At 40.3% G+C, this 12,330-nt stretch carries 10 protein-coding genes; 6 read left to right on the top strand and 4 right to left on the bottom strand.

The annotated features are described in order from the left end of the window. Positions 1–9 precede the first annotated feature (9 nt). From AC27I2_RS12045 to AC27I2_RS12070, 6 genes are all read left to right on the top strand, one after another. Positions 10–1,617 carry an ABC transporter substrate-binding protein gene (locus AC27I2_RS12045; RefSeq protein ID WP_487204411.1) on the top strand — a complete coding sequence of 536 codons (1,608 nt, stop codon included), beginning with the start codon at positions 10–12 and terminating at the stop codon, positions 1,615–1,617. Continuing rightward, entirely contained in the window at positions 1,617–2,651 is a 1,035-nt protein-coding gene (locus tag AC27I2_RS12050; RefSeq protein ID WP_487204412.1) for an ABC transporter permease, read from the top strand. The genes AC27I2_RS12045 and AC27I2_RS12050 overlap by 1 nt, the downstream gene beginning before the upstream one ends. Continuing rightward, on the top strand, positions 2,638–3,531 hold the full coding sequence (locus tag AC27I2_RS12055) for an ABC transporter permease subunit (protein WP_058405724.1): 894 nt from the start codon (positions 2,638–2,640) through the stop codon (positions 3,529–3,531). Before AC27I2_RS12050 ends, AC27I2_RS12055 begins: the two co-directional genes overlap by 14 nt. Continuing rightward, positions 3,532–4,524, top strand: a complete 993-nt coding sequence (locus AC27I2_RS12060) for a peptide ABC transporter ATP-binding protein (RefSeq protein WP_138527941.1) — start codon at positions 3,532–3,534, stop codon at positions 4,522–4,524. It begins immediately after the preceding gene. Next, positions 4,524–5,285: an ATP-binding cassette domain-containing protein gene (locus tag AC27I2_RS12065; RefSeq protein WP_138527939.1), complete on the top strand. Its 762-nt coding sequence runs from the start codon at positions 4,524–4,526 to the stop codon at positions 5,283–5,285. The genes AC27I2_RS12060 and AC27I2_RS12065 overlap by 1 nt, the downstream gene beginning before the upstream one ends. Positions 5,286–5,358: 73 nt before the next feature. Further along, positions 5,359–5,841, top strand: coding sequence for a VOC family protein (locus AC27I2_RS12070; RefSeq protein WP_487204413.1), 483 nt, complete (start codon positions 5,359–5,361; stop codon positions 5,839–5,841). 102 nt (positions 5,842–5,943) lie between these two features. Here AC27I2_RS12070 and AC27I2_RS12075 read toward each other — a convergent pair whose 3' ends face one another. The 4 genes from AC27I2_RS12075 to clpX all read right to left on the bottom strand — a co-directional run bounded on the left by AC27I2_RS12075 (position 5,944) and on the right by clpX (position 12,293). Beyond that, positions 5,944–7,845 carry a SurA N-terminal domain-containing protein gene (locus AC27I2_RS12075; RefSeq protein ID WP_219422484.1) on the bottom strand — a complete coding sequence of 634 codons (1,902 nt, stop codon included), beginning with the start codon at positions 7,843–7,845 and terminating at the stop codon, positions 5,944–5,946. Positions 7,846–8,016: 171 nt separating this feature from the next. Next, positions 8,017–8,313 (bottom strand): HU family DNA-binding protein, encoded by a 297-nt coding sequence (locus AC27I2_RS12080; RefSeq protein ID WP_286364811.1) that lies wholly within the window; start codon positions 8,311–8,313, stop codon positions 8,017–8,019. Positions 8,314–8,499: 186 nt separating this feature from the next. Then, entirely contained in the window at positions 8,500–10,860 is a 2,361-nt protein-coding gene (gene lon, locus AC27I2_RS12085; protein WP_058405729.1) for an endopeptidase La, read from the bottom strand. Positions 10,861–11,009: 149 nt separating this feature from the next. Then, positions 11,010–12,293, bottom strand: coding sequence for an ATP-dependent protease ATP-binding subunit ClpX (gene clpX, locus AC27I2_RS12090; protein WP_058405730.1), 1,284 nt, complete (start codon positions 12,291–12,293; stop codon positions 11,010–11,012). Positions 12,294–12,330: the final 37 nt, after the last annotated feature.

Here is a 12,330-nt window from a genome sequence, read left to right on the forward strand (position 1 = left end):
GTTATGCGTGTGCATAAATTTTTACTTACTTTACTAGCCGTCACTTTAGTTGGCTGCTTAGATAGTGAAGAACGCGTTATTGAAGAAAAAAGCCAAGGCTTGGTATATTGCGCCGAAGCAAACCCTGTGTCGTTTAACCCACAAGTAACAACCACAGGCTCAACTATTGATATTATTGCAAATCAGCTTTACGACCGTTTAATAAGTATTGATCCGGTTACTGCAGAGTTTCAAAGTGAACTCGCAACAGATTGGAAAGTAAGTAAAGATGGTAAGTCTGTCACATTTACTTTACGACAAAACGTGCCGTTTCATACGACTGCGTACTTTACTCCTACACGTACATTTAATGCCGATGACGTTATTTTTACCTTTAGCCGATTATTTGACGTTTACAACCCTTATCATTTTGTGGGTGATGCAAGTTACCCTTATTTTCAAAGTGTAGGCGTTGATCAGCTCATCCGAAAAATTGTTCGCGTATCTGACTACCAAGTCAGGTTTGAGTTATTTAATGCTGAAAGCAGCTTTTTAGCCAATATGGCAACCGATTTTGCGGTAGTTTTATCGGCAGAATATGCAATGAAACGCAAAGCAGCCGAACAAGAAGGGTTATTTGATCAATACCCTGTAGGCACTGGTCCTTATATTTATCGTGAATATCGCCGAGATAATTTAGTCCGCTTTTACCGTAATCCTGATTATTGGAAACACGACGTCGCTCTTGAACAACTTGTTTACGATATTACCCCGAATGGCACAGCCCGAATCGCAAAACTACTTACGAAAGAGTGCGACTTAGCCGCTCATCCTAGTAGTGCTCAGTTGAGTATTTTAGCCCAGCGTGAAGATATTAATATTGAAAAAGAAACGAACCTTAATGTTGGTTATTGGGCTTTTAACACAGAACGCCCACCTTTTGACGATATTCGAGTTCGCAAGGCGCTTGCACATGCAATCGATACAGATAAAATAATGCAAGCGGTGTATTACGGCAACGGAACACGAGCCGAGTCGATGTTACCACCCACGTCTTGGGCATTTGATGCCCAAGCATCGATGCCATTGTTTGACCCCGATCTTGCCAAAAATTTGCTTGCAGAAGCAGGCTTAAAAGATGGGTTTGATATGAACATTTGGGCTATGCCGGTAAGCCGTATTTATAATCCAAATGCGCGTAAAATGGCTGAGCTGATGCAAAGTGATTTGCGCAAAATAGGCGTTAACGTAAATATTGTAGAGTACGAGTGGAATACGTTTATTCAACGCATTGGTGAGCACCGCCACGATAGCGTGTTACTTGGCTGGGCAGCAGACACGCCTGACCCTGATAATTTTTTTAGCCCTTTATTAAGTTGCTCTGCAACATTTAGTGGTAAAAACCCCGCTAATTGGTGCAACCCAAAATTTGATTTATTATTAGCGCAAGCACTCGATACCACCGATATATTAATGCGAAAAAAATATTATGCCGATGTGCAATCGCTCATTATGGATGAATTACCCTTGCTACCAATTGCTCATGGCCTGCGGTTTCAAGCAAGTAGTGCTGATGTTGAAGGCATAACGCTTGGCCCATTTGGTGCTATTTCGTTAGCCAATGCGAGGAAAAAGTAATGATCCTTGATTATATTTTACGCCGCCTTGGTTTATTACTTTTTATGCTATTAATGCTAAGCATATTTACGTTTTCTCTTGCTTATTTATTCCCTGGAGATCCGTTAAGTAATTTAAGTGGTGTGCCAAGTAATAACTTCTCGCAAAATACTCAACTAGAAGATAAGTATCTATATAACAGCAATTACTTCACTCAATACATCGCTTTTTTGGGCCGTGTTTTTCAAGGCGATTGGGGCTTATCGTTTGCCTCTGGCGACAATGTGTTTTCGCATATTCTTGATCTATTACCGGCAACGCTAGAGCTTAGTGTTTATGCACTTATTGTGTCTATTTTTATTGGTGTGCCTGCAGGAATTTTAGGTTCAGCATATTACAATCGCTGGCCCGACAAGCTCATTAATTCAACGACTATTGTGGGCTATTCTATGCCTGTATTTTGGTTGGCTCTATTACTAATTATGATTTTTTCTCTGAAATTGGGGTGGTTTCCAATGTCGGGCAGAATGGGGCTTCTTTATGAAATTCCGCCAGCTACCGGGTTTATGCTGATTGATATTGCGTTAGCAGGTTTTCCATATAAAGGTATGGCATTTACTGACGCATTACATCATTTAACATTACCAACCATAGTACTTGCCATGTACCCAACAACTGTACTTGTGCGCTTTACCCGAGAGTCAATGTTAAAAATAATGGATCAAAATTTCATAAAAACAGCGCGAGCAAAAGGATTGAACCGACGTCAGTTAATTTTGCACCACGCACTGCGTAATGCACTTTTACCGGTCATAAAAAAAATTGGTTTGCAATTTAGTACATTAATTACGCTTGCTATGATCACCGAGGTTATTTTTTCATGGCCTGGTATTGGCCGCTGGTTAATAGACAGTATTTACCAACGAGATTTTCCTGCCATTCAAGGCGGCTTAATGGCTGTATCATTGTTTGTAATTTTAGCCACCATTGTAACCGAACTTCTTTACAGTTTATTCGACCCACTCTCACGGAACCAAGCCCATGGCAAAGTTTAAAGTATTTTCTGAAGAGTCGAATAAATCGCCACTTGCGCGATTTTGGCGAAAATTTAAAAACAATCACCCTGCCCTTGTTGGTTTATGGGTGTTTATAGCATTTGCCTTACTTGCTGCCAGTGCACCATTTTTAGCGCCTTATGGGGTAAACCAGCAGCACAGCGATGCACTACTTATTCCGCCTTCATGGCATGAAATGGGCGACGTGCGCTTTATTTTAGGAACAGACGATTTAGGGCGTGATGTGTTGTCGCGATTAATGAACGGCGCAACTTATACCTTTGGTTTATCCGTGGTCGCCGCGTTACTAACGACTATAATAGGCGTATTAGTCGGTACTTTTGCAGGCATTAGCCGTGGTATCCGTTCAAGCTTTTTAAATCACCTACTTGATATCACTCTTTCAATACCCTCATTGTTGTTAGCTATTATTATTATCGCAGTGCTTGGCCCTGGCTTAATGAATACCGTATGGGCAATTATTTTAGCGTTACTACCCCAGTTTATTCATTCAATCAGAAACCTAATAGTAGAAGAGCTGAGCAAAGACTATATCACCGCGTTTAAGCTCGACGGCGCTTCAAATTGGCATATTATATCTCGTGGTATTTTTCCCAATATTTACGAACATATTGTGGTTATTTTCACTATGGCACTGTCTACGGCCATACTAGATATTTCTGCGTTGGGTTTTTTAAAGCTCGGTGCACAACCTCCTACCACCGAGTGGGGGGCTATTTTGGCAGAAAATCTTGGCTTAATTTATTTGGCTCCTTGGACGGTTGCTTTGCCAGGGGTATTATTATTTTTAGCGGTATTATCAACCAATTTAGTAGGCGATGGACTTAGACAAGTGCTAAAAGAGCGTAAGGCCGATTAAATGCAATTACTTGATGTAAGAAACTTAACCATTGAACTGCGTACTTCAGAAACCGTTATAAGAGCGGTAGATAGAGTCAGCTTTAGTTTAAAAGAAGGTGAAGTACATGCGCTTGTAGGTGAATCTGGTTCAGGTAAAAGCCTTATAGCAAAAGCCATTGTTGGTGTTTTAAATGAACGCTGGAATATAACCGCTGACCGAATCCATTGGCGGGGTGTTGACTTAATGCGCCTAACTCCTGAACAACGCAGGCAAACTGTGAGTAAAGACATTGCGATGATCTACCAAGATCCAAGCCGGTGCCTAGACCCTACGGCGAAAATTTTTAATCAAATTGCTGAAACACTGCCAGAAGTTGCTCGCAAAGGGTTCTTTTTAAAACGGAATAGAGACCGAAAAGACCGAGTTAAGGCGCTTATTCACAAAGTTGGCATAAAAAATCATGAAGCCGTACTTGATAGCTACCCACACGAGCTCTCTGAAGGTGTGTGTCAAAAGGTAATGATTGCTATGGCGATTGCTCGCACACCTAAGCTTTTAATTGCTGACGAGCCCACTACAGCGCTAGAGAGTACAACTCGGGCACAAGTATTTAGATTGTTAAAAAGTCTTAATCAGCTAAAAAATATGTCTATTTTAATGATTTCACATGAGCTTGAAGAAATTGCCGATTGGTCACATGGTATTCACGTTTTATATTGCGGCCAAATGGTTGAGGCAGGCCCTACCCATAAAATATTTAAGCAGCCTCGCCATCCTTATACTCAGGCCCTGTTAAAAAGCTTACCCGATTACGAACAAGGTTTGGCACATAAAGAACCGTTTTATGCACTTAAAGGCACTATCCCAACCTTACAACATTTACCAATTGGTTGTCGCCTTGGACCTCGCTGCCCACAGGCACAAAAAGAATGTGTGATAACTCCTACACTAACTAAACACAGTGGTCACAGCTATGCATGTCATTTTCCGCTCATAAAGGAGATGAAGTAATGCAACCTACTCTTAAGGTACAAGCGCTATCTAAAACATTTGATGTGCGGGCAGGTTTATTTAAACGGAAAAAGTTTGAAGTACTAAAAAATATTTCATTTTGTATTGGCAAAGGTGAAACCATTGCTGTAATTGGCGAAACCGGGTCGGGTAAAAGTACTCTCGCAAAACTCCTTGCCGGTGCAGATAATGCTAACTCAGGACAAATATTATTAGAAGGCAATATAATCGAAGACAACGGTATTCGAGATAACCAATGTCGTCACATTAGAATGATTTTTCAAGACTCGGGAGCATCGTTAAACCCTGGTCTCACTATTGGCGACATGCTTGATGATTGCTTGCAGTATAATACTGACTTTGATGAAGAAGAGCGGACAGAAAAAATAAATTCAACACTTTCTAAAGTGGGGTTATTAGTTGATCACCAACATTATTACCCGCATATGTTCAGCGTTGGTCAATTACAACGTGTGGCTTTTGCCAGAGCACTTATTTTAGACCCTAAAGTAATGGTACTTGATGAAGCTGTATCATCATTAGACCCATCTATACGTGCCCAAATAGTAAATTTATTACTTAAGTTACAACGTGAAACAGGTTTAACGTATGTCATGATCACCCACCACCTTAGTTTAGTACGCCATATTAGTGACCAAGTAATTGTGCTTGATAAAGGCGAAGTGGTTGAATATGGTTTAACCGAAAGTGTATTTAATAACCCTCAATCAAAAATAACACAGCGGCTATTAAGCTGTTAATGTAGTTTTTGTAATGTAAGTGCGTTTTAGAAGGGTCTTGTTATTAACTTTTGCTTTTTAACAAGGCCACTCCATGCTCAAACACACACTACTTAGCATTACTCCCCTACTGCTCTTATCTACTTCTGCTATTGCCGATACTCCTAACAAAGTTAAAAACTGGGTTGGCGGAATCGATCATTTAGGTTTAACAGTTTCAGATTTAGATTCATCTAAGGTGTTTTTTACTGATGTACTTGGTTTTAAAGTGGTTGGAAATGATGCGACTTATCCTGCTTACTTTTTATCTAATAAAAAAACAATCATTACATTGTGGCGAGTTAAGAATGATGAAAAACGTGTAGCGTTTAATCAATCAGAAAATGTAGGCCTACACCATTTAGCACTCAGTGTTGAACAACACCGAAAGTTAAGCAAGCTGCACAAACACTTAAAAATGCAAAATAATATTGCTATAGAATTTGCACCAGAGAATTTAGGTAAAGGCCCTGCGCGACAAATGATGATAAGAGAGCCTAGCGGTAATCGTATTGAATTTATTGCGAGGCCTATCTAGCCCCATAAAATGATGAGTATTATTACGCAATGGTAAAAGCACATCCGAATTCAAAACAATAAAAAAGGCGCTCAAGGCGCCTTTTAAATAACTTAAATTAATTTATTCAGCAGCTTGCTCAACTACAGGTAAATTAAGCTCAGCTTTAGCTTTAAGCGACTCTATAAATACCATATAGTTTTTGTTCGCTTGTGCCATTGTAATACTTTGTTTAGCTTGTGGGTCAATGTCAGCGGTCACGGCAGCATCTGTTACTGAGTTAAGTGCAACAATGGCTGCATCACCGTTATTTAAATCAACAACATCAACCACTGCAGTATCTGCTGGGTGAGCCATTTTAAAGGCCTGAGTAACAATCGCAGGCGATACAGCAAAGCTTTGACGATTTAGTTGTGGCTCTTGACGAAGCGTTAAACTTTGTTCAGTAGCAATATCGTTCAAACTCTTACCCGACTGTAGCTCAGCAAACAAACTACGCGCTTTATCTTTTGCAAGCTCAGACGACTTTTCATTAACTAGGCGTGTTTTAATTTGCTCGCTTACTTCACTTAGCGGTTTAGTTGACGCTGGTTGATGCTCGTTTATGCGCACAATAACAATGTGCTCATCACCTAACTCAATAACCTCAGAGTTCACTTTGTCTTCCAGTAGGTCAACTGATGTAAGAGCTGCAACTACAGCTGGAGTGTTTAGCGGCTCAGGTAAGGCGTTTAATGCTAAAAGAGGAGTTGACTTAACTTCTAGTTCAGCAACTTCTGCTGCATCATCTAAACGGTCTGAAATTTCAAACGCAATTGCACCCATTTCTGTTTGCTTATCGTAAAACGCGTCTATTTTCTCGGCACGCTCTAGTTCAGCGCGTAGATCAGCTTTCACGTCATCAAATGCTTTAACTTGCTGTGGCTGAATATCAGTAAGTTTAATGATGTGGTAACCAAATTCTGATGTAACCACTTCTGAAAAGTCGCCTTTCGCTTCAAGTGAAAATGCTGCGTCTTCAAATGCTGGGTCCATTACATCACGTTCAATCCAATCAAGATCGCCGCCCATCTCAGCGCTAACGATGTCATCAGATGAAGATTCTGCTAGCTGTGCAAAGTCAGCACCTTGTTGAAGTTCAGCGTAAAGAGCATCTACTTTTGCTTTTGCAGCATCATCGTCTTCACTGTTATCTATTAAAATATGCGATACACGGCGTTTTTCAGGCTCAACATATTGTGCCTTATTTTGCTCGTAGTATGCTTTAACATCTTCTTCCATAACCGAAGCAACCGTGATGTTCTCAGCTTTTAGTTCAACATAATTTACAGAAATAAGCTCTGGTGATAAAAACTGTGATGCGTTTAGGTCGTAGTAATCTGAAACTTCTTGCTCTGATACTTCAACACTCGCTGCAAGCGCTTCTTTATTTATTACTAAATAATCAATGCTACGAGTTTGTTGTTGAAGTGCAATAGCACTTTTAAGTTCGCTTTCAAGCGCAAAGTCTGTGCCTGCAACCGCAGATACTAGTTGGCTACGCGTCATGTCTTCGCGAAGATACTCACGAAATGTATCCGGTTGGAAGTTCATTTGGCGAATTACTTGTAAATAACGATCGTTATTAAATTTATCACCAAGTTGGAAATAAGGTAATTCTAAAATTGTTTTACGAACTGTGTCATCGCTTACGCGAAGGCCTAATTCTGCCGCTAGCTGTGATTGCAATTCTTGTTGTACTAAGCGGTCAATGACACCTTGACGAATTTGTGCCATATAATTTGGATCTGCAGCAATTTGTGTAAAGTACTCACCAAATTGTTGCTCTAATCGATTACGTTCGTTTTGATACGCACGGTTAAATTCCGTTTGGCTAATTTTAACTCCGTTTACTTCAGCAACAGGTTGTTCCGTGGTTTGACCTAGGTAACTACCGATCCCTGCTAAAGCAAAAGATAAAATCACCGCGCCTAAAATTATTTTGGCTACAGGTCCTTGCGAACCTTCTCTGATTTTCTCAAGCATTTGTTTATCTCTTTTTGATCAAGGTTTAATACCTTGTCACATGTAAAAAAAGCGTATCTTACCAGATACGCTTTTTCACTTGAAGTAACTAGCGGTAAAGTTACCCAATTCAACGGTTAGGCTGATTAAGTAACTTTACTTTCGCCATAACTAATCTGTTTAAAAAAATGATTAGTTTACTGCGTCTTTAAGCGCTTTACCGGCTTTGAAAGCTGGAATGTTTGCAGCAGCAATTTGAATAGTTTCACCAGTTTGTGGGTTACGGCCAGCTCGTGCAGCACGTTCACGCACTGAGAAAGTACCAAAACCAACAAGTGCAACTGAATCGCCGTCTTTTAGCGCGCCAGATACAGATTCGATGAATGAATCAAGTGCACGACCTGCAGCCGCTTTAGAAATGTCAGCGTCAGCTGCGATTTGATCGATTAATTGAGATTTATTCACAATATCATCCTCTTTCATTGTTATTATCAAGAGCGATGGTTTTTTAAACTAACATCACTTTTTTGAAAATTTTAGAGCAAACTTGTAATGCTCACATGATTATATTTTTCTTGAGCCTAGGCCACATAAGGCCTAGGCTTGAAAACCAGTGCTTAACTTATCATACCGTTTAGATTTGAAAAGCCCTAAAAAGCACTTTTTTTGCGTTTTTTACTGCTTTTTTTCTGTTTCGACTGAAAAACTCTCAACAGGATGCACTAAAGCAAGCTTCAGCACCTCATCTATCCATGTAACGGGGTGAATATCAAGACCTGCAAGCACATTTTCAGGTATCTCTTTTAAGTCACGCTCGTTAATTTTTGGAATAATAACGGTTTTTATTCCACCACGGTGTGCCGCGAGTAATTTCTCTTTTAAACCACCAATAGGCAAAACTTCACCACGAAGCGTTATTTCGCCAGTCATAGCAACATCAGCTTTAACTGGGTTACCTGTTAAGCTCGACACCAGACCAGTCACCATGGCTGCACCCGCACTTGGACCATCTTTTGGTGTTGCACCTTCAGGTACGTGAACGTGTATGTCGCGTTTTTCGTAAAAATCGCTATTAATACGGAATGTATCAGCACGATTACGCACAACGGTCATTGCTGCTTGAATCGACTCTTGCATTACATCGCCAAGTGAACCCGTGTAAGTCAGTTTACCTTTACCTGGCACGGCAGCACATTCGATGGTTAGCAAATCACCACCAACCTCGGTCCAAGCAAGACCCGTAACTTGACCAATACGATCACCGTCTTCTGCTTTACCATAGTCAAAACGTTGTACGCCTAAATACTCTTCTAAGTTATCTTGATTGATAGTCACCGTTTTGGTGTCTTTTTCAATTAAAATATTTTTAACTGCCTTACGACACAGCTTAGAAATTTCTCGCTCTAGATTACGCACACCGGCTTCACGGGTGTAATAACGAATAATGCCGATAATGGCACTGTCGTCTATTTCAATCTCATGCTCTTTTAAACCGTTACGCTTTACTTGCTTAGTGATCAGGTGCTCTTTGGCGATATTAAGCTTTTCATCTTCGGTGTAACCTGACAAACGAATAACTTCCATACGGTCTAAAAGAGGACCCGGGATGTTAAAGCTATTTGAAGTAGCGACAAACATAACATCCGATAAATCAAAATCGACCTCTAAGTAGTGATCAGCAAAATGACTGTTTTGTTCAGGATCGAGCACTTCTAGCAATGCTGAAGCCGGATCGCCGCGCATGTCTGAAGACATTTTGTCAATTTCATCTAATAAAAATAATGGGTTTTTAACCCCCACTTTTGTCATATTTTGAATCAACTTACCTGGCATAGAACCAATGTAAGTTCGACGGTGGCCACGAATTTCGGCTTCATCACGAACACCACCTAGTGCCATACGAATATATTTACGTCCAGTGGAGCGCGCAATAGACTGACCAAGTGATGTTTTACCAACACCAGGAGGCCCAACTAAACACAGAATAGGACCTTTAAGCTTGTTAGTCCGTTGTTGTACCGCGAGGTACTCTAAAATGCGTTCTTTAACTTTATCGAGGCCATGGTGCTCACTGTCTAGTATTTTTTGTGCACCAGCCAAATCTTTTTTAACTTTTGAACGTTTTTTCCATGGCACATTAATTAATGTATCGATGTAAGAACGCACAACCGTTGCCTCAGCAGACATTGGCGACATCATCTTAAGCTTATTAAGTTCTGTCGTGGCTTTTTCTTGCGCCTCTGATGACATGCCCGATTCTTCAATACGCTTTTTCAGCGCTTCAAACTCATCTGGAACATCATCAAGTTCGCCAAGCTCTTTTTGAATAGCTTTCATTTGCTCGTTGAGGTAATACTCTCGCTGGGATTTTTCCATCTGCTTTTTAACGCGGGTACGGATTTTTTTCTCAACTTGTAATAAGTCGATTTCACCTTCCATGAGCGCCATTAAGTATTCCAAACGCTCTGTCACGCTTGAAATTTCTAGCACCTTTTGTTTTTCAGGTACTTTTAAAGGCATGTGCGCAGCCATCGTATCTGCGAGGCGCGCAGGTTCATCGATACCTGATACCGAAGTAAGTACTTCCGGTGGAATTTTTTTATTGAGCTTTACGTAACCTTCAAATTGGCTAATTGCGCTTCGAATAAATACATCTTGCTCTTGTTCATCAATTAAATCAGATTCAATGAATTGAGCATTGGCAACAAAAAAATCATCATTATCAACAAAATCTTTGATCTCAGCGCGCTGGGTACCTTCTACCAATACTTTCACTGTCCCGTCGGGAAGTTTTAATAATTGAAGTACAGTGGCAATAGTACCAATGCGATAAATATCATCCTGCTCTGGTTCGTCTACAGTTGCATCTTTTTGTGCAACCAAGAAAATTTGTTTGTCTTTGTCCATTGCCGCCTCTAGGCATTTTATTGATTTTTCACGGCCTACAAAAAGCGGGATCACCATGTGTGGGTACACCACAACATCGCGCAGTGCTAGCACTGGGATTTCGACTTGGTCGGTTCTCTCAAGCGTCATTATATTTCTCTTCGCACTTCATTTATTTAAAAGATTACTCAAGTATATGGGGATAACCACATTAAAGTTCAACAATTTTCCCCGACTCGTTTAAATTAATTATAAAAAAAGGAGCCTTAGGCTCCTTTTTAATGCAAATAGCTTAAAAACTATTCAGATGCAGCTTTATCTTGATTGTTATTTTCATATATCAAGATTGGGTCTGACTCACCTTTAATTACCGTTTCGTCAATCACCACTTTACTCACATCGTCCATAGATGGAAGTTCGTACATGGTATCCAATAAAATACCTTCTACGATTGAACGCAGGCCACGTGCACCCGTTTTACGTACCATGGCTTTGTGAGCAATCGCAGATAAAGCATCATCACGGAACTCAAGCTCTACATCTTCCATACCAAACAATACTGAGAACTGCTTAGTAATCGCATTTTTAGGCTCACTTAGAATTTGTACCAAAGCGGCTTCATCTAGCTCTGTTAGTGTAGCAACTACTGGTAAACGGCCAATAAATTCAGGTATTAAACCGTATTTTACTAAATCTTCAGGTTCTACGTCTTTAAACGTTTCGCTTAATGAACGTGCCTCTGCAGACTCTTTAACACTAACACCAAAGCCAATACCAGTATTTTTATGGCTACGTTGCTCAATTACTTTATCAAGCCCTGAGAACGCACCACCACAGATAAACAATATTTTAGAAGTGTCTACTTGCAAAAATTCTTGCTGCGGATGTTTACGCCCACCTTGTGGCGGAACAGAAGCAATCGTACCCTCAATCAGCTTGAGTAATGCTTGTTGCACACCTTCACCCGATACATCACGTGTGATTGATGGGTTATCTGATTTACGAGAAATTTTGTCTATTTCATCAATGTACACGATGCCACGCTGTGCTTTTTCCACATCGTAATCACATTTTTGCAATAGTTTTTGAATAATGTTTTCTACATCCTCACCTACGTAACCTGCTTCAGTAAGTGTCGTTGCATCAGCCATTGTGAATGGTACATCAAGTAAACGAGCTAACGTCTCAGCTAATAATGTTTTACCACTACCAGTTGGGCCTATTAGCAAAATATTACTTTTACTAAGCTCGATATCTTGCTTGGTTGATTGATTACGTAAACGTTTATAATGGTTATAAACAGCAACAGACAATACTTTTTTTGCATGGTCTTGGCCAATTACGTAGTCGTCTAGGTGTTTACGAATTTCTTTTGGAACAGGTAGTTTATCAGACGAGTCATGCTTAGGAGCAATGTCTTTGATCTCTTCCCTGATAATATCGTTACACAACTCTACACATTCATCACAAACGTATACTGAAGGGCCTGCAATTAATTTGCGTACTTCGTGCTGGCTCTTGCCACAAAAAGAGCAGTATAACAATTTATTACTTTTGTCGCCGTCTGTAGGAGTGTCAGACATTCAGCTACCTCATCTTATTACGTTGGCCACCAAAATT

The organism is Pseudoalteromonas sp. NH0006-46 (assembly GCF_057547735.1).

Bases quoted from the DNA above. Each gene is read 5' to 3' on its own strand.
- AC27I2_RS12065 (WP_138527939.1), top strand. From the start codon at position 4,524: ATGCAACCTACTCTTAAGGTACAAGCGCTATCTAAAACATTTGATGTG.
- AC27I2_RS12060 (WP_138527941.1), top strand. From the start codon at position 3,532: ATGCAATTACTTGATGTAAGAAACTTAACCATTGAACTGCGTACTTCA.
- AC27I2_RS12055 (WP_058405724.1), top strand. From the start codon at position 2,638: ATGGCAAAGTTTAAAGTATTTTCTGAAGAGTCGAATAAATCGCCACTT.
- clpX (WP_058405730.1), bottom strand. From the start codon at position 12,293: ATGTCTGACACTCCTACAGACGGCGACAAAAGTAATAAATTGTTATAC.
- AC27I2_RS12050 (WP_487204412.1), top strand. From the start codon at position 1,617: ATGATCCTTGATTATATTTTACGCCGCCTTGGTTTATTACTTTTTATG.
- lon (WP_058405729.1), bottom strand. From the start codon at position 10,860: ATGACGCTTGAGAGAACCGACCAAGTCGAAATCCCAGTGCTAGCACTG.
- AC27I2_RS12070 (WP_487204413.1), top strand. From the start codon at position 5,359: ATGCTCAAACACACACTACTTAGCATTACTCCCCTACTGCTCTTATCT.
- AC27I2_RS12075 (WP_219422484.1), bottom strand. From the start codon at position 7,845: ATGCTTGAGAAAATCAGAGAAGGTTCGCAAGGACCTGTAGCCAAAATA.